Origin of the sequence: Metabacillus idriensis (genome assembly GCF_009674765.1) — a bacterium.
Classification (GTDB): Bacteria; Bacillota; Bacilli; order Bacillales; family Bacillaceae; genus Bacillus_P; species Bacillus_P idriensis.
The window spans coordinates 55,173-80,268 of the sequence record NZ_WKKF01000011.1 but is presented as its reverse complement, the minus strand read 5'-3'; the positions used below and the strand labels follow the sequence as shown (position 1 = coordinate 80,268).

20 protein-coding genes are annotated in these 25,096 nt (G+C 40.1%); 1 reads left to right on the top strand and 19 read right to left on the bottom strand.

Features of this window, described 5'->3' with window-relative positions:
- Window positions 1-19: 19 nt before the first annotated feature.
- The 10 genes from GJU41_RS20635 to GJU41_RS20590 all read right to left on the bottom strand — a co-directional run bounded on the left by GJU41_RS20635 (window position 20) and on the right by GJU41_RS20590 (window position 10,130).
- On the bottom strand, window positions 20-1,099 hold the full coding sequence (locus GJU41_RS20635; RefSeq protein ID WP_154319447.1) for a Gfo/Idh/MocA family protein: 1,080 nt from the start codon (window positions 1,097-1,099) through the stop codon (window positions 20-22).
- 4 nt (window positions 1,100-1,103) lie between these two features.
- Window positions 1,104-1,982 (bottom strand): sugar phosphate isomerase/epimerase family protein, encoded by an 879-nt coding sequence (locus tag GJU41_RS20630; RefSeq protein ID WP_070875779.1) that lies wholly within the window; start codon window positions 1,980-1,982, stop codon window positions 1,104-1,106.
- A gap of 18 nt (window positions 1,983-2,000) precedes the next feature.
- On the bottom strand, window positions 2,001-2,816 hold the full coding sequence (locus tag GJU41_RS20625) for a carbohydrate ABC transporter permease (protein ID WP_154319446.1): 816 nt from the start codon (window positions 2,814-2,816) through the stop codon (window positions 2,001-2,003).
- Between the two features lie 18 nt (window positions 2,817-2,834).
- Window positions 2,835-3,782 (bottom strand): carbohydrate ABC transporter permease, encoded by a 948-nt coding sequence (locus GJU41_RS20620; RefSeq protein WP_249042992.1) that lies wholly within the window; start codon window positions 3,780-3,782, stop codon window positions 2,835-2,837.
- A 65-nt stretch (window positions 3,783-3,847) separates the two neighbouring features.
- The gene (locus GJU41_RS20615) at window positions 3,848-5,110 is read right to left on the bottom strand and encodes an ABC transporter substrate-binding protein (protein WP_154319445.1); all 1,263 of its coding nucleotides are present in this window, start codon (window positions 5,108-5,110) and stop codon (window positions 3,848-3,850) included.
- A 4-nt stretch (window positions 5,111-5,114) separates the two neighbouring features.
- On the bottom strand, window positions 5,115-6,098 hold the full coding sequence (locus GJU41_RS20610) for a Gfo/Idh/MocA family protein (RefSeq protein WP_154319444.1): 984 nt from the start codon (window positions 6,096-6,098) through the stop codon (window positions 5,115-5,117).
- Window positions 6,095-7,093, bottom strand: coding sequence for a Gfo/Idh/MocA family protein (locus GJU41_RS20605; protein ID WP_154319443.1), 999 nt, complete (start codon window positions 7,091-7,093; stop codon window positions 6,095-6,097). The genes GJU41_RS20610 and GJU41_RS20605 overlap by 4 nt, the downstream gene beginning before the upstream one ends.
- Before the next feature lie 26 nt (window positions 7,094-7,119).
- Window positions 7,120-8,115 carry a Gfo/Idh/MocA family protein gene (locus GJU41_RS20600; protein ID WP_154319442.1) on the bottom strand — a complete coding sequence of 332 codons (996 nt, stop codon included), beginning with the start codon at window positions 8,113-8,115 and terminating at the stop codon, window positions 7,120-7,122.
- A gap of 14 nt (window positions 8,116-8,129) precedes the next feature.
- Window positions 8,130-8,972: a sugar phosphate isomerase/epimerase family protein gene (locus GJU41_RS20595; RefSeq protein WP_154319441.1), complete on the bottom strand. Its 843-nt coding sequence runs from the start codon at window positions 8,970-8,972 to the stop codon at window positions 8,130-8,132.
- 45 nt (window positions 8,973-9,017) lie between these two features.
- A complete protein-coding gene (locus tag GJU41_RS20590) occupies window positions 9,018-10,130 on the bottom strand; it encodes an ROK family protein (RefSeq protein WP_224771473.1) in 1,113 nt (370 codons plus the stop codon).
- Between the two features lie 1,317 nt (window positions 10,131-11,447).
- Here GJU41_RS20590 and GJU41_RS20585 point away from each other — a divergent pair.
- Window positions 11,448-12,806 carry a glycosyltransferase family 2 protein gene (locus GJU41_RS20585; RefSeq protein WP_154319439.1) on the top strand — a complete coding sequence of 453 codons (1,359 nt, stop codon included), beginning with the start codon at window positions 11,448-11,450 and terminating at the stop codon, window positions 12,804-12,806.
- A gap of 79 nt (window positions 12,807-12,885) precedes the next feature.
- Here the strand turns inward: GJU41_RS20585 and GJU41_RS20580 are convergent, their stop codons facing one another.
- The 9 genes from GJU41_RS20580 to GJU41_RS20540 form a co-directional block, all read right to left on the bottom strand.
- Window positions 12,886-16,560, bottom strand: a complete 3,675-nt coding sequence (locus GJU41_RS20580) for a GH32 C-terminal domain-containing protein (RefSeq protein WP_154319438.1) — start codon at window positions 16,558-16,560, stop codon at window positions 12,886-12,888.
- A 99-nt stretch (window positions 16,561-16,659) separates the two neighbouring features.
- On the bottom strand, window positions 16,660-17,628 hold the full coding sequence (locus GJU41_RS20575; protein WP_224771474.1) for a carbohydrate kinase family protein: 969 nt from the start codon (window positions 17,626-17,628) through the stop codon (window positions 16,660-16,662).
- Between the two features lie 7 nt (window positions 17,629-17,635).
- Window positions 17,636-19,099, bottom strand: a complete 1,464-nt coding sequence (locus GJU41_RS25445; protein ID WP_170292869.1) for a glycoside hydrolase family 32 protein — start codon at window positions 19,097-19,099, stop codon at window positions 17,636-17,638.
- A gap of 65 nt (window positions 19,100-19,164) precedes the next feature.
- Entirely contained in the window at window positions 19,165-20,769 is a 1,605-nt protein-coding gene (locus GJU41_RS20565; RefSeq protein ID WP_070875790.1) for an ABC transporter substrate-binding protein, read from the bottom strand.
- 248 nt (window positions 20,770-21,017) lie between these two features.
- A complete protein-coding gene (locus tag GJU41_RS20560; RefSeq protein WP_070875791.1) occupies window positions 21,018-21,896 on the bottom strand; it encodes a carbohydrate ABC transporter permease in 879 nt (292 codons plus the stop codon).
- Window positions 21,897-21,914: 18 nt separating this feature from the next.
- Window positions 21,915-22,886 (bottom strand): ABC transporter permease, encoded by a 972-nt coding sequence (locus GJU41_RS20555; RefSeq protein WP_070875792.1) that lies wholly within the window; start codon window positions 22,884-22,886, stop codon window positions 21,915-21,917.
- A gap of 570 nt (window positions 22,887-23,456) precedes the next feature.
- Window positions 23,457-24,074, bottom strand: coding sequence for an FMN-binding negative transcriptional regulator (locus GJU41_RS20550; protein WP_154319436.1), 618 nt, complete (start codon window positions 24,072-24,074; stop codon window positions 23,457-23,459).
- Window positions 24,075-24,097: 23 nt separating this feature from the next.
- Entirely contained in the window at window positions 24,098-24,616 is a 519-nt protein-coding gene (paiA, locus tag GJU41_RS20545) for a spermidine/spermine N(1)-acetyltransferase (protein WP_154319434.1), read from the bottom strand.
- A gap of 23 nt (window positions 24,617-24,639) precedes the next feature.
- Window positions 24,640-25,092, bottom strand: a complete 453-nt coding sequence (locus GJU41_RS20540; protein WP_070875795.1) for a MarR family winged helix-turn-helix transcriptional regulator — start codon at window positions 25,090-25,092, stop codon at window positions 24,640-24,642.
- Window positions 25,093-25,096 lie beyond the last annotated feature (4 nt).

The window sequence follows — 25,096 nt, the reverse complement described above, 5'->3', positions numbered from 1 at the left end:
AAACCCGGCTGACCGTCTTTTAGATTTGAACCTTCTCTATATCAAACTGAATTTCAGACCCTTTTTTACTAGATTCATAAATTGCAGTTAATATCTTCATCATTTCAACACCATCATCCACTGAACTTAATGGCTCCGCTTCACCTAAGCAGCTCGAGATGAAACCATCAATTTCATTTTGAAATCCTGAAGTGAAATCGAAACCTGCGCTGTCGACCTGTGGGGTGATGTTCAAAATTGTATTGTATTTTTCCGTTATTATTTTGAACTCAGGATCGATTTCTGCTCCTCCCCTATCCCCATACAGTTTAATTATGCTTTCATCTTTTTGAGCATGGAGCGTGTAGCTTACATCCACAACTAGAGAGGCACCATTGTCAAAACGGATGATTGCATTCGCTAAATCTTCAATTGTGTTTTTGGTTGGATTATAATCAGCGGCTTTATAAAAAGATAGATTTTGAATGTTTGAACGATTTCCTAGCTGAGAATACGTGTTTCCGCTAATCGATTTTACTTTTGGCCTCCCCATTAAATACCAGCATAAATCAATGATATGGACTCCTATGTCAAGGAGCGGACCTCCTCCAGATATGTCCTTGTCAGAGAACCAGCCGCCTGGATTTCCTAGCCGGCGAAGTGAAGAGGCCTTCGCATAATAAATGGCACCTAAATCACCATTGTCGATGAACTTCTTTAAGATATGAATGTTATTGTCATAGCGGCGAACGAATCCTACCTGCAATACTTTACCGCTGTTTTCTACAGCTTTTTTTACCTTTAACGCTTCATCCAGCGTTTTACTTAATGGTTTTTCAACTAATACATGCTTCCCATTTTCAAGTGCTGCTATCGCAATTTCTGCATGTGTGTTATTCCATGTGCAAATACTGACTGCATCAATTTCATCGTCATTTAGAAGCTCTCTGTAATCCGAATATACTTTTGCAGCGCCATACTTTTTTGCTTTTAATCTTGCCCGTTCTTCATTTAAATCACAGACGGCGGTAAGATCTGCCCGATCATTTTGTTCATAAGATTGTAAATGTGCATCAGAAATAGATCCTGTTCCGATTATTCCTATCTTTATTTTTCTCATCTTATTATGCTCCCTTCGCTTTTGCGTCTGAAAAGATTCGTTTCACATTTTCCAAGGATATTCTTGCTCCTTTTTTGCATTCTTCCATTCCTTCAAACTCTACTGATATAAAGCCATCATAGGCAGAATTCTTGATAATCTTTATGATTTCACGAATATCAACGTCTCCGTTTCCAGCAATTGCACCCCGCAAATAATTCGCTGAAGCAGTTTTAAACCAGCCTTCCCCGGGGTTATGAACAGCAGGACGATAATAAAAATCTTTAATATGAATCATGGAGGCGTATTGAATCGTCTTCTTTACAGCAGACACAGGATCTTCTTCAACACAAAGGAAATTCCCCACGTCAAGTGTCGTTTTAAAGTTAGCTCTGTTTACTTCATCCACCAGCCTCAGCACACGGTCACTCGCTTGGATATAATAACCATGATTTTCAACACTAGTTGTAATCCCATATTTTTTTGCATGATCTGCAATCCTTTGACAAGCAGCAGTAAGTGCAGGCAAATCGTGTTCAAAATGTTGAATCGATGTTTCATTTAATGGGCGTGATGCTACATCGTGTCGCATGAGTTTGACACCGAGCTGATTAGCTATATCTACTTCCTTCAATACTCTATCAATCTCAGCTTCATATGACTCTTCCGACTCTTTCACAAAGTTAGCCCCAATTGCATAGTTAGAAATTTCGATTCCAGTTTCGTCACATGTCCTGCAAATTTGCTTGATGAGCGCCTCATTTCCATTTAAGGAAAAGTCTAAAGGGACAATTTCAATGTGTTCACTTCCATGATCAGCAGCCCAGCGTATCACATCTAAAATGGTCATTTCCCCTGATCGAAGCGCCGCTTGTAAACTATAGGAACTCAGTCCAAATTTCATTTTCTCACCGCCTATTCATTACTTTCTTACACCGCTTAGCGTAATTCCCTCAATTAGATATTTTTGCAGGAAAAGAAACAAAAGAATCATCGGTACAGTTGCCATTAATGCTCCTGCCATAAGCAGCGGATAATCTGTTGCATGCTGTCCCTGGAAGGTTGCAATTCCAACTGAAAGAACTCTCATATCCTCTGAGTTCGTCATCGTTAATGGCCACAGGAAATCATTCCAAGATGCAAGAATGGTGAAGATAGCTAGCGCTACAAGAGCCGGTTTTGATAATGGCAGGATAATTCTCCAATAAATGCCCCATAGTGTGCAGCCGTCAATTTTCGCTGCCTCATCCAGTTCTTTTGGAATTGACATAAAGAATTGCCGCAGTAAAAAGACACCGAATGCACTAAACATTCCAGGAACAATTAATGCATAAAATGTGTTAATCCATCCTAGCTTGCTCATGATCACAAAGCTTGGAATCATGACTACTTGAGCAGGTACCATTAGAACGGATAAAAGGAGAATAAAAATAACATTTTTAAAAGGAAACTTTAAACGTGCAAAGGCAAATGCGGCTAATGAACATAATAATAATTGAGCAGCCGTTCTGCCGACTGTAACAATGATTGTATTTGAGTAATATTTCAAATAATCAACTGCTATAAAAACTTCCAGATAATTTTCGAACTTCCACTCTTTCGGGAAAATAGTTGGCGGTACTTGCATCGATTCAGTAAATGTTTTTAGTGATGTTGATAACATCCACAAGAATGGGATCACCATTACAAAAGCTCCGAAAATTAACAAAATATGAATATACCACTTTTGTATTTTCATTTCTTTTCCCTCCTTCCACTAGGAATCATAGTGTACCCATTTATTTTGCAAACGCATCTGTATGACTGTAATAATTAAGATGATGATGAACAAAATGAATGCTTTGGCTGATGCATATCCCATTTCAAAGTATTTAAATCCTGATTCCCACACGCCATAAACAACTGTTCTCATTGGGTCAAGCAAAGAGGTCTCAGTCCCGACCATAATGAAGATCAAATCAAACATCTGCAGGGCGCTGATCATGGACATGACGAAGACGAAAAAAATGCTTGGCGTCAATAAAGGAACCGTTATATGAAAGAATTGACTTATTCTTGATGCACCATCCAGCTTGGCTGCTTCGTAATAAGAGGTGCCTATCCCTTGAAGCCCTGCAAGTAAAAGCACGATATTGTTCCCGATGCTCATCCATACACTTACTAAAATAATTGAGATTAATGCAATTTTTTCATCAAACAGCCATTCAGGCTGCGGGAGATGAAAGATTCCCAGCACATAATTTATTAACCCGAATTCTGAGTTATACAGCCATTTCCAAACCATACCCACGGCAACAGGCATAGTGACAACAGGTAAGAAATAGAGTGTCCTGTAAATAACCATGCCTTTTATTTTTTGGTTCAGCAGCACAGCTACAAGAATCGCTAAGATGATAGAGAGCGGAACAGAAAGAAAGGTAAAGATCACCGTGTTTTTCATGGAACGAATAAACGTTTCGTCCTTCATTAAATTAATTATATTCTCAAAGCCATTGAAAACTGGTGCTGTTAACCCATCCCATTCTGTAAAGGATAAATAAAATGAAGCAGCTGCTGGCACCATATAAAAAATAAAAAGACCAAGGACAACTGGAGCGATAAACAGATATGCGCCAATCGCTTCCTTATTTAACTTCTTTTTTTCCACTTTGATAACAACTGCTTCTTTTCTTTCAATCTTTAATGCTTTAGGATAGTTATTCAAGCTGAACTCTCCTTTCAAGGAAAGGTAATAGAATACACCATTCTATTACCTTTCGTTTCTATGTTTTACTTTTCGTTTTTAAGAATTTCATCCATTTCTTTTTGTACAGTTTCTGCTGCTTCATCAATTGATTTTTTTCCTAAAAAGGCTTCCTTAAATTCTTTAACCTCAACATTTTGCCATTTTTCTGTATCCTTAGAAATTGGATAAGGAACTCCAAATTCTAAGGAATCTGTAAATACCTTAAGGTTGATTGAAGGGATCGATTCTACCCATAGGGATTCTGCCTCCTGATAAGCTGGAATGGAAAAACCAGATTCACCCATGTATTGACCTGCTTCTTTACCAGAAAGCTTTTTTAGTAGTTCCCAAGCTAAGTCTTCATGTTTGGTCTTGTCATTCATAGACCAACTTAGGCCATGAACAATTGTTGCTTTTTGTTTGCCTTTAGGCAGAGGCGCTATACCAAGATTTTCTCCCAGCATCTCATAATAGGTTGGAGCGATAACAGAAATAGCAGGTGCCATGGCTGCTTTACCTGAACCAAAAATCTGATCACCTTTTGTTTCAACCTGCGTTTTTGCTGAAGGTGAAATCCCTTTATCCATTAACCTTTTCGTGAATTCAAATGCTTCTTTTGTTTCTGGAAGATTATATCCAGATTTTGTTTTATCCTCGTTAATCACATAACCGCCAGCCTGGTGAATTAAGTTGTAGTAACCTTGCTGACTAAGATTTGAAGCAATATAACCATAGATTTTCTTATCTTTGTCCGTTAATTTCTCTCCTACTTCTTCAATTGTCTCCCAGGTCCATGTTTCATCCGGATACGGAAGACCTGCATCATCAAACAACTTTTTGTTATAATAAAGAGCTACTGAGTCTAAAAAGTAAGGCATTCCATATAAATGATCTTCATACGTATATAAGTCTACTAATGCCGGTGTATAGACACTTGTTTCAATCTTGTCTTTTTCAATAAGAGGCTGAAGATCTTTAATCAAACCGTTTGAAGCATATTGATGAAAATTTGGTCCATTCATCCAAAAGATATCTGGTCCGCTGCCGCCCGCTGCACTCGTTTTTAACTTTGCCCAATAATCAGCAAAAGGTGTATAGGTAATGTTCACTTTTACATTTGGATGTTCTTTCTCAAATAATGCTACTGATTTATCCACTACTTCACTCACATTTTCGTCCCAGAGAGCAATATTTAAGGTTACTTTTTCATCACCTGAAGATTTTTCATTGCTGCTGCAGCCTGCTAAAACTACTCCAAATATCAATAAAATACTCAATAAGAACGCATAAGACTTTTTCACGTACATCCCCCTATTCTCTTATTAATGTGATTGTTGATTTTCCCTTTGCAGATTGGTAAGCGGCCTGTACCACCTCTACTGTACGAAGACCGTCTTCTCCCGTAACCGATGGAATACGCATCCCTTGTATACAATCAATGAAATCATTTACAAGTCCTAAATCCATGTCGTCTCCCCATCCAATATGCTGTACCTTTTTCTGTTGGTCATTAAATAACACAAGATGCTGTTTAAAGGCATCGAGTGAGATTTTCCCTTTCACTCCGACAATTTCCATCGTCACATCTCCCCATGTCGGGAATGTTTTTGGACGTGACCAGCTTGGATCTATCGTCACAATCGTACCGGACTCTAGTTCTAATGTAACAATTCCGCAATCCTCAACATCGATATCATAAAAACGGGTATCAAGTTCGGCATATACATTCTTCACTTCTTCATCTAACATCCACCTGATAAGATCCATCACATGAACAATATGGTCGACAGCTGCTCCTCCACCTGATAGATCCTTTTGAACAAACCATCCACCTGGCATTTGGCCATGATTTGTTGCATCAACCGCTACAATTTCTCCCAGTACTCCACTGCGAATCACTTCTCTTACCTTTTGGACAGCAGGAACAAACCGAACGGGAAAGGCCACTTGAAGGATCACGCCATGATCTTTGCAAATGTCAATCATTTCTTGTGCATCCATAACATTCGTTGAAATTGGTTTTTCACACAAAATATGTTTTTTAGCCTTCGCTGCTTCAATTACATGTTTTTTATGGTTAGCGTTTTCTGAACAAATGACAACTGCTGCAAGATCTGTTTGGAGGAAGCTAGTGAGATTGGAATAGTACTCGCAGTTAAAACGTTCAGCCATCATGCTTCCCCTTTCAATATCTTCATCCCAAATGGCTGTCAGTTCGACATCTGCATGTTTAGTTAAATGTTCGGCATAACTCACGGCATGCATATGGGCAAAACTGATGATACCTACTTTCATTTCAAAACTCCCCCTTTCTTAAGCACGATTGGCTGGCCAATTTTCACTGATTCTAATACAGCTTCAACCAATTCAATCGCTTTTACGGCATCTGCTGCAGTTACAACGGCACTTTTCTTATTTTCAAGACAATCTGCGAAATGCTGAAGCTGATTTTCCAGAGGAGTACGTTCAACAAGATAGCTTGGAACTGCAACTCTTTCTTGCTTTCTATCAATCTCGTTAAATAGTTCTACTTCAACAGGTTCATGTTCAGAACTTTTATACGTAATCATTCCTTCGCTTCCAGCCAGCTCAAAGGAAGTAGAAAATTTAGTAATACCCCAGGATAATGTCAGATGGGCAATTGCTCCTGAGACAAAACGTAAAGTGACAAATGCATATTCTAGGTTTTCTCGTTTGATTCTTTTCGCCATTACACGTTTCACATCACCGAATGTCCAATGGAGCCAATCAAAATCATGAATACCTAAATCTAATAAAACACCGCCGCTCTTTGATTCATCCCGATACCAATCATCCCGGCCATTTGGATATGGGCCGACTCTTGATAATCTCATTACACCGTGCTTTCCAATTGCACCATTTAAGACTTGTTGTCTTGCTGCTTTGTATTCAGGAGAGAATCGCAGGACATGTCCAACGTATAAAGGTGCATCGTATTTAACACATAAATCTACAATTCTTTTTGCGGTTTTTGTATCAGCAGCTAATGGCTTTTCACATATGATCGCTTTTCCAGCTTGCGCTGCAATCTCAATTACTTTCTCATGAAGGTGCGTTGGAACACAAACGTCTACGATATCTATAGGAATCTGCTCAAGCGCTCTTTGTAACTCTTTGAAACCTTTGACATCAAAATGCTCAGTCATTTGAATTATATTTTGTTCAGTCCGTCCAATAACGGCAACAACTTCACACCTACTAACCTTTTTCCAAGCTTCCAAATGCAAAGTCCCCATGGTTCCCGTACCAACAACTGCCACTCTCCTCATCTTTTACACCTCATTTCTCGTTATTATTAGTTAACACATGGCAAAGCAGACATAAATTCTGATAAATGAATGGCCTCGCCTGTTTTATTGGATGCATTCGCAGCCAAAGTAACAGCTAACGTTTTTAGTGCTTCCCCGTATGGAGCCAACACTAATTCTTTATCGTTTAAGCGAACTGCATCGATAAAAGCACGATCCTGCGCTGCATAAAAATCAAGGTTTGATTTATATGAAATTGTTTTGTCTTTTTCAATGATGTGCAATGTTGTATTATCCAACATAACTCTAAAGTTACGTCCTAATAGTTCTATGCCTGTATAATGATCTGCTTGGGTAAAGGAACTGGTAAGATGTCCTATTGCACCTGATTCTAAGGTTATGCTTACAGATGTCACATCCGGTATATCGATATCAGGAATATCTCCCATCAACCGCAATGCCATATTTGCGTATACAGTGTTCACATCACCTGCTAAATAGCGAATTAAATCAAGTGTATGTGTAGACTGTTCCACTAATTGACCTCCCGACTTAGCCATCGAACGGTACCAAGGTGTTTGAACAAATGATGTAATATAATGACCTCTAACCATTGCAATATCTTTCCCCTGTAAATACTCTTTTGCTTTTGAAACTGTATCCAGATAGCGTAAGCAATAACCTGTTGCACAAATAACCCCAGATTTCTCAATTATTTTGGCTTTTGCTGTTACATTTTCTAAATTAAGTCCCAGAGGTTTTTCGACCATCATGTGAATACCCAGTGCAGCAGCTTTTTCTTCAATATCTCCATGTGCAAAAGGCGGTACACAAACAAAAAGAGCATCCAGTGATTCGTTTTCAAGCATCTCATCTATGTCGGTATAGCCATTTGCTTTATATTGCTCTCCTACTTGCTTAACCCTTTCGGCAGAAATATCACACACCGCAGCAATTGTTGCATGTTCAATGTTGCTGATATTTTTCAAGTGGACTGAAGCAATTCCACCAACTCCAATAAACCCGACTTTTACGTTTGTCATCTTATTTTCTCCTCCTACACTTTTTGTGTCGCTGTTCCTTTCGCAAAAATAATATCCATATGACGTGCCGTATCGTTCGCTAATTCATTTGCAGAAATTTGATAAGGAGTTAGTTCAGCTGTGATCACGTCATGATAGTCTATCTCATGAAGCGCTTCCATTACCGAGGTCCAATTCACATCTCCAGATAAAAGCGGTACAAATCCTGTAATATTCCCCACTTTCTTTGAAAAATCTTTGACGTGGACTTTACGTATACGGTCTTTAAGAATCCGAATCCATTGTTCAGGATATCCGAATTGAAGTACATTCCCTACATCGAAATAGGCACCTACATAATCTGAATTTATCTCATCGATATAACGTGCCATCTCAAGTGGTGACAATAAAAAATGGTTCCAAACATTTTCAATACCAATATTGACCTCTTTTATTTCTGCATCAGCTGACAGCTTCCGAATCTCATTTTGACTGAGTTCATAACAAACTTCATAGGATGTTTCTGCATTCACGAGTCCTGGAACGACTAAAATAGTATCTATTCCCATTACACTGGCAAGTTCTAATTGCTTCTTCACAATTTTCCTTCCGTGCTCCCGAACCGTTACATCCAATGATGAAAGCGGTGCTTTCCATAAGAGCGCTGTTGATAAGCTAAGAAGTTTTAGACCATGCTGTTCCGCCTGCTTTGCAATCAATTCTGCTTCCTGAATGGTTGTATCTAACGTCAACCCAAGCCCATCTTCTTCATAAACATTTAGCTCCACCGCATCAAAACCAGCATTTGAACTATATTCGAAAACCTTCTCTAACGGCGTTCCCTCCGGATAACACCATTGATTAATTCCTTTGAGCATTAAAACCCCACCTTTTATTAAAATGTTCAGCCGTTTAAGGGTGTATTAGATTACAGGTGATTGAAATTTTTCTTGTAAAAGAACAGCAGCGGCACCCAACATTTCAAATTCTGTACCTAAAGACGTTGTACGAATAGTGATGTCATCTCTTAAAACCGGAATGACATGCTTTGAAACATGCTGATTGATCGCTTCCAAAAAGATCGGATTATCTTGAACAATCTCACCGCCAAGAATGATGATTTCCGGATTGAATAAATGGATATAATTAACAATTCCTGCAGCTAAATAGGAAACGACCTCATCTAAAATTTTCAGAGAAATCTCATCACCCAAATTTATAGCTTTGACAAAAATCTCTGGAGTAATTTGACTAATATCTTCCGGCAGAAGTTCTTGTATTTTCGTTTTCTGTCCCCTTGTCATAATCGCAGATATTATCTTCGAATAAATAGATGGCCAGCGTACATAGCTCTCGAGGCAGCCTACATTTCCACACTCACATCTCACACCGCTCCCCCGGTCAACAGTTGTATGGCCAAATTCTCCAGAACTGCCTTTATGCCCCCGGTAAATCGAGCCGTTAATCATAAGTCCTGAGCCTACTCCGTCACCAACTGTTATATAAAGCAAATCTTTAAATTGACTAAAAGGACCAAAATGTTTCTCTGCTAAAACAAAAGCATTCGTGTCATTATCCAAATAAGTTGGTAAACCAAATTGCTGTTCAACTAATTTTTTTAAGGGCACATCACGCAGATCCAATTTTGTATTATAAGAAATAATTCCTTTCTGAGCGTCGACAATTCCTGGAGTAATAATAGAAATCCCGACACATCTATTCTTATATTCTGTTTTTTCAAGAAACTGACGGATCAGCTCTAAAACGTGATTAATGACTGATTGTCCGAAAAGTAGATTTGTTGAATAGATTTCCTTTCGGCGTATTTCAGCCTCTAAATTCATTTCCGAAATCTTTATAAACGAATTAGTAATGGAGACCCCGATTATAAAATGACTATTTGGATCAAAGCGAAGCAAAACAGGTTTCCTGCCCCCATTTGATACGCCAATCCCATCTTCACGGACGAAACCTTCATTCATCAGTTCATTAACAGCTGAAGTAACGGTAGTAGGACTAATATTAATTCGTTTCAATTTCGCTTCTAGAAATAGGGGCTTGTTTTCGAATCATATCTAAGATAATAGAGCGGTTTATTTCTTGTATTAGTTTTAAGTCCCCAGTTCTTCGCATTAAGGTATACACCCCTAACATATTCATTTTTCAATACATACTTTTTCCATTGGCTTTATTAAGATAGAGTGAGCAGGATTTATCATTCATGATGTTTGGAGTAAATCTTTCTGGTTTTGAGTGTAGTTTATTCTTGGGGTGATGTTTTTTCATTAAAAACTTAGGGATGATCATGATGCGGAAAGGATTATTAATCAATAGTGGTAAATCTAGATGGAATATAAAGCACTTTCTTTTTCCAATGAATTTATTAAGTGGAATTTCTCCTCAATTATATACAAGATTAAATCTACTTATAAATGGATAAATATAACTATTTTCTTAATTTTCTAAAAATATAAAATTATAGTTCATCAGCCATGTATCTCCTTCTTATTCTTTCTCTAATTCTCATCCCCCTTTCAACCTTAAGTAGGAATTTATAAATTTATGGATACCTCTATATTCTAGTTACATATGGAATTGATTTCACAAAAGCTCAATATTATATTTTACCTCTATAAGTGCAACATCTGTAAATAAATAACTATTCATTAGTTTGCGGTTTTCTCTCTCACTTTTTTTCTTATTTTAGTAACTCTGATGAATAATTAACATAAATTATCGAGCGAAACAACAATTAGAATTGCAAACGCATTATTCCTGAATTAAATGAAATTACATAAATGTCTAAATACCTATTTTCTAAAATGAAAAACGAAATAGATATTTTCTAGCACTTTATAATTATTAAAGAATTTAGAATATTTATTAAAAATTATTTAAATCGATTCAGAATTGTACACATAATTACAATCTCATTGGAATCCTAAACGAGATATCTCAAATGAAACATACTGTTATTATTCTAATAATGTATATCCAAATTGACTAAAGGTTACTTATCTATTAAAGCTGTCAATTTTACAAGAGTAATAAATAAATAAAATACTTACTAGAAGAAAGGTGCCGTCTCGGTACCTTTCTTTTGTTAGAGAATTTCATTATGTTGAATACATAGTTTAAGTTCAAAGTTAAATCAATCTATACAACTGAACAGCTATATGCTTTAGAGGGCTGTCTCTTACAAGAAGGCATTAATCACAGCTATCTGATTAGTTCTATACTGAATTTCCCCATCGCTACTCAAAATCTATTAACCTTCTTATACTTACCCACACAAAAAAACATTCTCCAAGAAAATATATGATATCTTTTTTTAAAACCAAAGGAGTGTTTTTTTGGATATTTACAGTTTATTGCTCTTTTCTTTATGTATCGTATTTCCAGTAATTCATCTGATTCATAGTTTGCCTTGGTTCAAAAGGCAGGCTGAGAGGTTAAAGTCTGCTGCAAAGGGAGATAAGGGCATCAGCATTTTAGTTCCCTGCTACAATGAACAGGGAATTATTGATACTTCTATTAATAGTATGAAATCTCTGTCCTACTCAGCGTATGACGTCATTTATATTAATGATGGGTCAACTGATGACACTATGCTTCTGCTGAACCAATTCCTGCAGCTGCAGCCAAGCTCTAAGCAGCCGCTTAGAAAGATAGGCCACAAAAAGATTCTGGGATTCTTTCAATCAAAGCTATACCCTAATATTTATGTCATTGATAAGGAGAACGGCGGAAAGGCAGATTCTTTAAACGCCGGAATTGAGTATGCACAAAAAGAGCTGGTGATTACTCTTGATGCAGACACCATTTTGACAGACAAGGCGCTTCCTGTTGTAAATGATGCTTTTGAGGATGAGAACGTTGTAGCTGCTGGCGGAATGGTTCATGTGCTGCAGACGAAAACAGCTGAACCTCTGAAATCTTTGTCTCTGCTTCGGGCAAATCTTCTAGTCAGCGTGCAGGCGCTCGACTTTCTTAAAGCCTTTTATATTACTAAAATGTCGCTTGCCAGATTCCATGCATTAGCGATCATTTCAGGTGCTTTTGGCATTTTCAGAAAGCAAGTGCTGCTTGAAGTCGGGGGATTCCGAACTACAATTGGGGAAGATATTGATATTACCCTGCGGATTCATAGACATATTTCCACTCATAAAAAAAAGAAAATCGTTTTTATACCTGAGGCAGTCTGCTATACAGAGCTTCCGGAAAATTGGAAGGATTTATTTAAGCAGCGGATCCGCTGGCAAAAAGCCTTTATCGATTGCGTCATCCATTTCAGAGCATTCCTTGGAAGAACCCTGTTTACGAAACCTGTTTCTTTCTTTTATTTGATTGAATCCTTCCTCGCGGGAACCATTGCCGCTTATGTCATGACAGGTTTAATTGTTGTTAACGGAATCATTCATCCTCCATCTTCCTATTTGGATTACTTTTTGTTTCTTTCAATTTACATACTGATATTCGGAATGATATATGATCTGGCTGCTGTTCGAATGAGCAGACATTATGGTATTTCTTTTAAAAAGAGAGAAATTCCAAAATTGCTGCTGGCGATTCTTTTTGACATCCTGATCTACCGCCTCGCCACAATGATTTTCATTATGTATGGCAGCATTGCCTATTTCTTCAATCAGAATTGGAATAAGGTTGAGAGAACAGGGAGGGATTATCAGACGGATTCAGAAACAGCGGCTTAATAATAAAAGAAGGTGCCGGAACCGGCACCTTCTTTTTAACTTAAACTCCGCAGTCTTTTATGACGGGTCTGAAAAACGTCTATTTTTGAGTATCTGAAGCATCAATCAGCTTCCACTCCTGAAATTCCCCTCCCCCTGCATTCTGTATCTCCGCAATCGTTCCATTCTCTGGCCTGTTATTCTTAACGCCCAGTACTTTGCCGCTGTTGACGGCGCTGAAACGGTAGGTTCCATCCCACAGGTCGGTGATTCTCCATTGCTGATTGCCGTAGCCAAAGTACTCCCATATTTGCACATCGTCTCCCGCAGAGACCCCCGAAGCATCCAGTACGAACTTGCTGTCACCTGCGTGAACTTTATAAGCTCCAGGGGAAACTCCTTCCATCTTCCATGAATGCTCTCCACTTGGCTGAAGTTTTGCTTTAGATCCATTTGAATTTCCTTCAGGTGTAAGGATTTTTCCGGTTGTCTTCTCAGCAATCTTAAAGGTCGCCTTGCTCTCGACAATTGTTCTGCCGAGCACCTTTCCATTTTTGGAAGCTGCAGTGATGATGCTTCTTCCGTGCCCTGTCAATCTGACTTCTGCACTGCGTTCATCCACTTTCTTGATTTCTGCTGCTTCTGGATTGCTTGAATGCCATTTTATTTTTTGATGCTTGCCTGAGACAGATGCAGAAAGTTTGTGCACACCTCCAAGGGGAAGAGACAATGTTTCATGATCCATGACGATTGCAGCAGGATCCGTGCTTTCTTCCTTCCAGACTCCTTTTAATGGATATATATCAAGGGAAACAATTTTCACACTTCCGCCCTTGGTGTAAAAGCTCATGCCATCACTTGCTCCGTCCGGAAACACGACATTTGAGAAAACGGCCTGACCGTCGTTTCCGAATACCTCAATGGAAGATTCGTCTACGAAAATACTAAACTTTACTCGTTTGTTCTTAGGAGTAACGTTCGTTTCATGATAGGTGGAAAACTTGTCAGAAAAGCTGATGTCTCCAGATTCAGACCGGTCAAAGAACATACTGGACTCTCCAGCCTTATAGCCAACAACGGTTTTCTGAGAGTCAGATTCCCTTAGCCCGAATCCGAATTCTGCTTTGCTGTTTACAGGCAATTCGATTTCTGCTACTAGTTCATAGGATGTTCCTTTTACGTTTGCAAGCAGATTCGAACCTCCAGGCTTTACTGTTTTGCTGCTCCATGAGGAAGCTTGCCCTCTGAGCTGCTCCAGCTCTTCAATCGGCTGCTGGAACAGTCTGATTCCTTCCCCTGGAACTGTCTTCAATGTCAGCTCACGCGGTATAGACATTTGCCCTTTCCATTGTGAGGTAGGAAAACTGAACGGGTAATCCCAGTTGCTCATCCACCCCAGTGAAATTCTGCGGCCGTCTTCGGCTGGAATATCCGCGAATGACATCGCCGCATACATTTCTTTGCCAAACTCATTTTTCAGTACAGTGCCTGCTGGTTGATCGCTGACGAAACGATTTCCGTCAAATGTCCCCACAAAGTATTCTGAATCCGATCCGTCTGTTTTAGGATTGGCACCTGTACTGATGGACAAAACCCATTTTTTCTTGGATGGATCTCCGTCTACTGGCAGCTGGAAAAAGTCAGGGCATTCCCACACTCCGCCTCTCACATAATCTCCGTATCCGAACGATTCAATCATTTCCCAGTCCAGGAGATTTTGAGAGGTAAAGAACCGAATGTGGTCTCCTCCGGATACAACCATCACCCATTGCTTATGATCCTCATCCCAAACGACTTTCGGATCCCTGAAGTCCCAGCCTTCTCCCCCGTAAAATTCTCCGATATTCGGTATGATTGGATTACCGTCATAAAATTCCCACGTGCGCCCTTTATCTTTGCTGTAAGCAACGCCAATTTTCTGATCGCCATTGTGTTTTTCAGGATTGAATGAGGTGTAGAAAGCAATCAGACCCGATCCTTCTTCATCAAATAAACCGGAAGCATTGGTCTTATCGACCACTGCGGAACCAGACCATGCATGTCCCATTTCATTCCACGGAATGGCGATCGGCAGCCTCTTCCAATGGACAAGATCCGTGCTTACCGCATGAGCCCATTTTCCGCCGTCCTGATGGAAAAGATGATATTCCCCTTCATAATAAACTAAGCCGTTCGGGTCGCTCGCATATCCTCTTGCCTGCGTAAAATGATACTGAGGCCGGTAAAGCTCTGAATAATAATCGTCATGTGGTGTTGCGTAAACATGCTGAAAATAGGCTGTACCATTATAGACATTTAATCCATATTTTCCGCTTGAATAGGCTGAGTCTTTTACGGAAATGGCCGGATCTGCATATCCATCAAAATAAACCTTCAGATCATCTCCGGCAGCATGAATCTCAACATGATAGATTTTTCCTGTTTCTAATTCCCGCTCAGCGATTCCAAGGGTACGATCTCCTTTTAAATCCAGGAGACGGATTCTGTTCAGGTTTGGATCCAGGGTGAGCATATATCCTTCCCTGCCATCTGCCTTACCCCTGAATACAAGTCCTGCCGTACCGTATGGAGCTTCAGCATCTATCTTCAGATCACCTTCCAGGACAAAATCAGCTCCCGCTGTTTGAGCCATTCGGTAGGTATTTTCTTCTGCCTGGCTCGTTCCGGCCGTTCCGTCAAGATGCGGTGTCCACTCTCCATTCACTGATTGCCAGCCTTCTAAATTGGATTGCAGATCACTCACTTGAATGTTTTGAAAGACGGCATCTCCGCTGGCATGCAGCCCAAGAAATCCTTTTGTGTAAGAATCATCTTCTGCTTTCAATACTGAAGTTCCTCCATTCTGCCAGAAAACCTGCAGGGAAGAACCTTCTGCTTTGACCTTCACGCGGTAAAGCATTCCCGGTTCGATCGGCATCTTTGCTTCTGCCAGGACTTTTTTCTGGCGGGTATCCATCAGCTGCAAAATGTCATTCTTTGCATCAGCCTTCACTTGGTATGCCTTCAGTCCTGTTTTATCTGATCGGAACAGCAAGGAGCCTGCTGCAGCTTTATCTTTTAAGAGAAGATCCGATTCCAATATGAAATCAGCAGACAAAGTAGAGGAAATGGAATAGAGATTCTCTCCTTGATCAGGTGCTGCCTCTAACCCTTCAGAGGCAGCCTCCCATTTGCCGGTGATTGTTTTTAAGCCTCTCAGATTTGTCCGCAATTCCTTTAGCTGAACCTGGCTGAAGACAAGTTTGCCGCCTTCCGCGTGGAAGCCTGTAAACCCTTTAGAATGGCTGAAATCCTGAAGATCCATTACATTTTTTCCATCTACAGACACATTAATGGAGGGACCATCGGAAATTATTTTCACTTTTGAATGATTCTTTACTTTAAGCGGAACAGTTTTCAGCATACGATCCCCATTCAAAGATGAGAGGGAGACTCTGTCTTTTTTGGCATCCAGACTGAATTTGTAGCCCTCTGTGCCTCTCTGATTTGCCCTGAACACGAGTGATCCGGTGGTGTTCTTTGCCAGTTTCACTGTAGCTTCATAAACAAAAAAGCTCCCTGTTTCTGAGTCTGATAGAATAAGAGCAGGCTGATTTTTAGCCGCACTTCCTTTTAAAGAACCATCAGATTCCTTTGTCCAATTTCCTGACAAAGCGGAGTAGCCGAAAATGGCCGTTTTTCGTTCAATAGCTGCTCCTCTGAATCCTTCCAAAGAGAAGAGCGAAAAAAGCAGGGCAGCAGCGGCCGCCAGTTTCAGCAAGGTCATTTTTTTCATGTATCTATCCCCTTCCAGATTTAATAAAGCGCTTTCATTTAGTTCTAAAAAAAACGGGATTGAAGAGTCACTTTCAACAATCCCTTTAAAAATAGTTTGTCAGCTGCTGACAGCTTCTTGATTGACGATTTTCAAAGAAGGCATGGCAGATATCGCACCTATTTTAGTGCAGACGATCGCTCCGACCCGATTGCTGAAGAAAATCATCTTTTTAACCAATTCCATATCAGCTGCTGCGATTTTCGGATTCTCTTCGTTTGCAATCTGATAGAGAAAGGCGCCAACAAAGGCATCCCCGGCACCAGTAGAATCAATCGACTGAACTTTGATGCTTGGAACAGCCATCCTCTCTTTGCCGTTTGAAACAATTGTGCCGGCACTTCCTAACGTGACGGCAATCAGCCCATTGCAGGTTTTATGAAGAACTTCGAGTCCTGCACTGACACCCTTTACTCCTGAAATCAGTTCCAGTTCGTCCGCACTCATTTTAATAAAGTCAGCAAGCATCATTGCCTTTTTAGCCAGACTGATAAACTTTCCTGTGTTAGTTTTCCATAGATCATGTCTGAAGTTCGGATCAAATGAAATGAATTTCCCTTCGTTCTTTGCATTTTTCATCATGGCAACATAAACCGCTCTAAACGGGTTTTCCAGCAGTGCTGTTGCTGAACCAAAATGAAGAATGCCCGCTTGCTTTATTTTTTCCTCATCAATATCCTGTTCTTTTAAAAAAGCATCAGCCCCTCTGTTAAAAAGGAAGTCTCTCTCGCCGTCCGCCTGAAGCGATACGAAAGCAAGCGATGTTTTATGGTCAGGATCAAGCACAAGCATGCTCGTATCAGCGCCTGCTTCTTCGAGCGTTATCTTCAGAAACTCCCCAAACGGGTCCTTTCCGGCTTTACCGCAGAAGGAAGCCTTGCCGCCTAATTTACCGATAGCCGCACAAACATTGGCAGGTGCTCCTCCCGCTTGCTTTTCAAATTTTTTACCTTCTATTAAATCAATATCTGTTTCGGTGCAGAAAAAATCAATCAGCAATTCCCCGATGCAAATAACCGAAGTTCCCACCTTGCTTTCACCCTTCCTTGTTCCATATGGAAGACAGCTCATGCAGCTCCATTGATCTTATCTTTATGGCTCCTCCATGCGAGGCAAGGTGTAAAACACTCTCTTTTGACTCTGGAAACACCAGGCTCGTAATGGCGCATTCACCGTCATTGCCGAAAAGTTCAATAGATGACGCATCAAGAAACAGCTGCAGACGAATGCTGTTATCCTTCATCTTCAGTGGTGCCTCCTGCACGGCAGGGAATGATGCTGAAAAGTCAGCTTCTCCTGAGGCCGTTCGGTCTGCTGACAGGGTTTCTGTTTCTGAGTCATAGCGAATGATCGTTTTTTCTGCTTCAGAATGCTGGATCGTAATTTCTGCAAGCGCAGGACCCTCAAACTCCACTTCCAGATTCAGTTCAAGCAGCGCACTCTTAAGAGGAATCGATACAGGCTGCTCCGTTGTGACAAGCTTATCTTTAAAAGATTCGCATCCTATTCTCAGCACCTGTGCTTCTGAAACAGGTTTTTGGATGAGGCGGATTCCATCTGCATTTGAGATTAAGGATAACTCCCTCGGTATTGTCATAACACCCCGCCACTCTTTTGTCGGCACTTGATTGGCATAGCGCCAGTTGCTCATCCATCCGATGTAAATACGTCTGGCAGGAAGGTCCGACCAACTCACTCCTGCATAATTATCTCTTCCGTAATCCAGCCATAAAACAGTCTCTTTCTCATGGTCATTTACAAAGGTTTCTCCATCGAAATCCCCGATAAAATACTGAGTCCGGGAACCTTCTGCATGTTCGCCGGTATCTCCAAGGCTGACAAGCATCACCCATTTTTCCTTCCCGGAATCGAGAGGAAGCGGAAACAGATCGGGGCACTCCCAGAACCCGGCGTGCGATCCTTCAGCAAATTCACTCGCAAACTGCCAGTCAATTAAATTCGGAGATTTGTAAATGGTTGCGCTTTGCCCTGTAGCAAGCACCTGAATCCAGTGCTTTGTTTCGGAGTGCCAGAACACTTTCGGATCACGGTAATCTGTTTTCGTTTCGTCAGCAAGGACCGGATTGCCGCTGTACTTTGTCCATGTTCTTCCGTTATCACTGCTGTAAGCAAGGCATTGGCGCTGACGCGGCCTGTCCGAACCAGGGTATGTATCGTGACTCGTATAGATGGCGACAAGGCCTGGCTGATCATCGAAGAAACCGGTTGTATTTTCCCAATCGACAACAGCGCTGCCTGAAAAAATGGCGCCATGCTCATCCGGATGCAATGCGGCAGGAAGCTGCTCCCAATGGATCAAATCCTTGCTGACCGCATGGCCCCAATGCATCGGGCCCCAAATTGTACTATAAGGGTGAAATTGATAGAACAAATGATACTCGCCTTGAAAGTACACCATCCCGTTAGGATCATTCATCCATTTTTCGAGTGGCGAAAAATGAAACTGAGGACGATATTTTTCTGTTAGGATCGGTTTCACAAAAAAACTCCTTTTTCATAGATTAAGAGGCTGCAGAAGGAACAACAGCCTCTTTAGTTTAACGTTTATTGCTGATTGCGGTCATAGCCTGTCTGTTTAATTTCAAGCCATTCCTGAAGTCCTAAACGGTCAAGTTCTGCTAAGTATTCCTTCCATTCTGCTTCCGCTTTTCCATTTGTCATCCATTCTGCCCGCTTTCTGTTAATGTAAGCAAACAGATCGGCTTCAATGGATGAGAGCTTATCAAGCTCTTCTAGCGAGAAGAACACTTTTGGATACGTGTTTTCAGCTTTCATATGAGGAACCATGACCTCTTTCATTAAGTCCAGTCTCCAAGCTGCATCATCCGGCTTCGTTGTAACCGTGCCATAGTATTCATCTAAAATCGCAAGCGGCCCATTCACACTTGTTTTCTGGCGCACTTCTACTGGTGCAGCTCCTTCAAGCGGCAGATGCTTCAGCATATTTGCAGCTTCGTCATATTCAAAGATGTTCTGCTGCTTATTATCCCCGTATGTTCCCCAGTTGTTCTGAACAGACTGCAGCGGATCATACAGCTGGTCGATCCATTTCGCAGTAAGCTCAAGGTTTTTATTTGAACTTGTAATAACCATTCTTCCTCTGTCAAAGCCCATACCGTTTGTTCTGGCAACGTTTACATTTCCGTCCGGTCCAGCTACTGGATTCATAAGGTCATATTTGTCATTCATGCCGGTAATGTTTGCTTTGTCCCATGTAAAGTACATGCCGTACCGTTCATCCTTGCCTTTTGCAAGATACGTGTTCCAGTCGTGTTCAAACGCTTCTACATCAATTAAGCCTTCCTTATAAAGATCACTGAAGTACATAATCGCATCTTTATATCCTTCCTCAGCTGCTGTCAGGATGACTTTGCCTTCATTGTTTACAACGGTATGATCCCAGTTATCGCCAAGGCCGAATGCTCCGAATAAGAAGGCAGGATCTTCACCGCCGTGATTAATGATAAAGGACATCGGGATTTCGTCCGCTTTTCCGTTTCCGTTTGGATCCTGTGTTTTAAATGCAACTAATACCTTCTTCAGCTCTTCGGTTGTAGTAGGCTTTTTTAAGCCAAGTTTGTTCAGCCATTCAACATTGATCCACGGGAAATCATCAACAGAATGAATATTTTCTTTTCCTGTACCAAGCTCTTCAATCCACGGGAATGCGTAAATGTGACCGTCTGGAGCTGTCATCATCGATTTATATTCTGGCGAAGAATCGAGCACTTTTTTCAGATTCGGCATGTGTTTTTCAATTAACTCCTCAACAGGAACGATGGCTCCGTCTTTAGCAAGCTTCAGCAAATCATAGTCGCCGTATCCGGCATCCATGATGGCATCCGGCAAATCACCGCTTGCCATGGCAAGGTTTCTTTTTTCTGCAAACACATCATTCGTATAGTTTTTCCACTTGATTTGCACACCCGTTTTTTCTTCAAGTCTCTTATAAATCAGTTTTTCATTTGGATCCTTAGGCGCAAGCGGAGAGCTTTGCGTGATAAATTTCAGCGTTACTTCTTCCTTCAGCGGAAACGATACATCCTTTAGTTCATAGTCTTCTGAGGATGCGACATTTTTGCTTGTGCAACCGGATAATAACACTGCAGCAATTGCAGCAGTTCCTACAGCTCTTTTAACGTGTTTCATGTACATTTCCCCCTATGATTTATTTTTGCTGTTTTCGCATAGATTGTTGTTTTTGATGATAAATGTTGTCCGTTCCTTTCCGCTCCAGTCACTTGCTTTCCGCGGGGAGGGTGGGAGCCTCCTCGGCTTTTTGCCTGTGGGGTCTCCCATTTCCCTCTTTTTTCCCGCAGGAGTCAAGTGCCTTCCGCTACAATCCACTATGGTTTTAAACATTTAGTCTAAAAGCAACAAGACTTACTAAAAAGCTTTTATTTCAACGAACCAACCATAACCCCTTTTTCAAAGTACTTCTGGAAGAACGGATACATAATGATCAGCGGAAGGCTTGAAATCACGATCGCCGAATATTTAATCATCTCTGAAACCTTGGCCAGTTCAGCCATTGCCAATTGATCGCTGATCATGCCGGGTTCAGCCTGGTTCTGAATTAAAATGGATCTTAAAACAAGCTGTAATGGATGCATTTTTGGATCTTCAAGGTAGATCATCGCATCAAAATAAGAATTCCATTGGCCGACAAACGCATAGAGTGCGAGAACAAAGATAATCGGCTTTGAAAGCGGTATCACAATTTTGAAGAAAATAAGCAAGTCTGAAGCCCCATCCACTTTTGCTGCTTCATGAAGTTCATGCGGGATTCCCTTAAAGTAAGTTCTGGCAAGGATGATATTCCACACGTTGACTGCTCCTGGAAGCAAAATCGCCCAGACCGTATTTAACATGCCGAGATCTTTGACAACCAGATACGTCGGAATGAGTCCGCCGCTGAAAAACATCGTAAAAAGAAAGAATGTCATAAAAGCGTTTTTACCTACAAACCCTTGAGTTGCCAGAGGAAAAGCAGCAAAGATGGAGACAACTACCGTTATAATGGCAAAGCCTGCAGAGTAAAGCATGGCATTAATAAATCCTCTAATCATTGAATCATCGGATAGAATCCGTTTATATCCCTCCAGGCTCCAATCGTTCATGTTAAACGACAGCCCCTGATTCAGCAGAACCGTCGGATCCATGAATGAAGCAATGACGACATAAACGAGCGGGACAAGCACGGCAAGTACCGCCAGACAAAGAAATACAGCATTCAGAGACAGGATAATCCGGTCTACTTTTGTATGTTTAATCATGAAAATCCTCCTCTCAGATTAATAGAGTCCCTCTCCTTCATTCAGCTTTTTGACCACAAAGTTCACGACAATCAGCAAAATGACATTGATAACTGAATTGAACAGGCCGACAGCGGTTGAATAAGCGTAATCTCCTGCCTGCAAACCAATTTTATATACGTAGGTCGGAAGAATCTCCGATGTCGGCAAGTTCATGGCTGTCTGCATCAGGAACGCTTTTTCAAAGCCGATCGCCATGATGCCGCCCGCACCTAAAATAAAGATAATGGCCATAAGCGGCTTTAAAGCCGGCAGATCGATATGAATCATCCGCTGCAGAATGTTTGCTCCATCAATCGTCGCTGCCTGGTGCAATTCAGGATCCACGTTTGCCAAAGCGGCTACATAGACAATAGACGCCCATCCTGCAGCCTGCCAGATGCCAGAGATAATATAAATGGATCTGAAGTATTCGGGGTCAGACATAAACATCACCGGTTTACCGGTTATAAATGTAAGAAAATGATTAATTGGACCAGTCGGAGCTAAAAAGATAAACAGCATCCCGACAATGACAACGACAGAAATGAAGTTTGGCGCATATAAAAACAGCTGGATATTTTTCTTAATGGCTGCTCTTCTGACCTGGTTCAGCATCAGAGCAAGAATGATTGGAATTGGAAACCCAAGCAAAAGCCCGTATAAACTGAGCTTAAGTGTGCTCATGAAGATTGTTTCGAAATTAGGCGAGGTCAGAAACTCTTCAAAATGTTTGAGACCGACCCATTCGCTGCCCCATATCCCCTTGATTGTGCTGAAATCCTTAAAGGCAATGATCGCTCCGTACATCGGAACATATTTAAAAACGATTGTCAGAATAACAGCAGGTGCGATCAGCAGGTACAAAAAGTAATTCTTTTTGATATAGTCCCATTTGTACTTTGCTTTGGCCTTCTTTTCCGCCCTGATTATGACAGCGTTCTCATCTTTTGCCTTCACTACCTCCTGCATGCAACTCCCCCCTTTGATAGAAAACACTTATAAGCGCTTTCATAATTTACGTTCAGAGATTCTATCTGTGTTCTCTGTAATTCCACTTTATCAGACAGGCATTTTGAAAAAGTTTGATTTCTTTGGAAGAAAGAGTTTAATATTTTTGGTTCTTTATAAATGGAAAAAACCCGAGTTCTGAGACTAACGGGTTCCGTTTTGAGTGAGCAACCAACAAAATGCAGTCGAGAATGGGTATTCAATTGCACAGCAATTTGTACCCGTTTTTTTGTTGTTATAACTGACTTTAAAGGTGTTTTGCTACATATTTAGCAGTGCAAAATGTAAGGTGTTTTGTAGAGGTGGAATAACTTTATGCACACCCTTGGAAAACAAAAAAGGCTGAGAGTTTGTACTCCGAGCCAATAATAATAAAGATGGTTACTCAACAATAGACCCCGATTGTGGAAGGACACGATCGACTATTTGTGAATTGCACCCTTTAATGGAATAACTAAATCTAACCTCACTCATAAAATCACTTGGTTCTTATTTAGTTAATGCCCCCGTTCGTTCAATAATGAATGACTTTTATTTGCATTTTTCTAGATTTTTCTTCATAAGAGATGCTACTTGTATATTATCTTGTTGAGAAGTGTTTTCTAGATGTTTAATAATTAATTCTTGTCGTTCCACAGGATGATTTTGACTTAATTTAGCTTTTGCTTCAATTTTTGTGATTTTTATTCTGAACGCTACAATTCCTTTACTCATTCCTTCAATAAAACTAGGTTCAACATCATTTAAATTGTATGGACTATCAGGGCTTTCATATTTATTTACCGAGTCATTTAAAGAATCGAATTTTACTTTTCTATCTTCGACTATCTCCATCTTTCCATATAAATGGATAGACACATAATTCCAAGTGGGTACTGCTTTAGTTGTTTCGTACCAAGTAGGTGAAATATAACAGTGGGGACCTTGGAATACTGCAAGGACTTGTTGGTTTTCAGCATCCTTCCATTGTTCGTTCGGACGTGCAAAATGACCATGTAAAGCATTTTCAGATTTATTTAACATCAGTGGAAGATGAGAAGCATAGGGTTCTCCTTTATGCTGAGAAAATAAGGTTGCAAAACCATATTTTTCAATAAAATCATAAATTACTTCTTCATCATCAATTTTAAAATGTTTAGGTATATACATAATAATCCACCTTTTTAAAAAAGTTATATGAGTGTTTTGGTCATAATAAAGTCCATTTGTTCTTCATCACCCATATAAAAAGCGTGGGCTCCAGTTTGAACAAACCCCATTTTCTTATAAAAAGCATTAGCATTTTCATTTTTTTCCCATACGCCTAGCCAGATATTCCTTTTATTACGTTCCATCGCAATCTCCACAGCTTTATTTAGCAGATATTTACCAAGCCCATGTTTTTGAAATTTGTTCTTTATATAAATCCTCTCGATTTCAAGTGATTCATCACACATTTCCTCAGACTGAGCATCATTGGTATTGACTTTTAAATATCCAGCGATTTCATTATTAAAATAAATAAAAAAGAATTGCGAAGAAATATTGGATAATTCTTTTTCTAATTGTTTTAAGTTAAATGCCCTTTCCAAGTAGGCATTCATATTTTCGGGGGAATTCTGATGTTTAAATGTCTCATTAAATGTTTCATAACTAATTTCTTGAAGTTCGCGTGAATCTTCAAGGGTACACTTTTTTATATTTATAGTCATTTATGTTGCTCCTTTATATATTATCAATAATTTCTCTTGTTTCCCTTTTTTACAAATTCCCAGTCTTTTTCTATATTTTTTCTTACTCTTTGAAGAAGATTGTAAATGGTTTCTACTTCTCTTTCGGAAAATCCCTCTAATGCAACGATATTGGAATAATCATTTTCTCTTTTTATAAAAGGATAAACATTTTTCCCTTTCTCTGTTGGAAAGAGCTTTTTTATTTTTTTGTTATGTTGATCGTCTTTCTTTTCAATAAATCCATTTATTTCAAGTTTTTTTATAGCACGAGCAGCTGTTGTTCGGTCTACTTTTATCATCTCAGCTAACTTTTCTTGAATGATTCCTGCGTTTTCACATATTCGCACAAGGTACAAATACTGTCCTTTAGTAAGGTCATATTCTTTAAATTCTATATTACTTATAGAATCTAATGCCCTTGCGATCATTCCAATTTCACGAAGAATTCCCTTCATAATT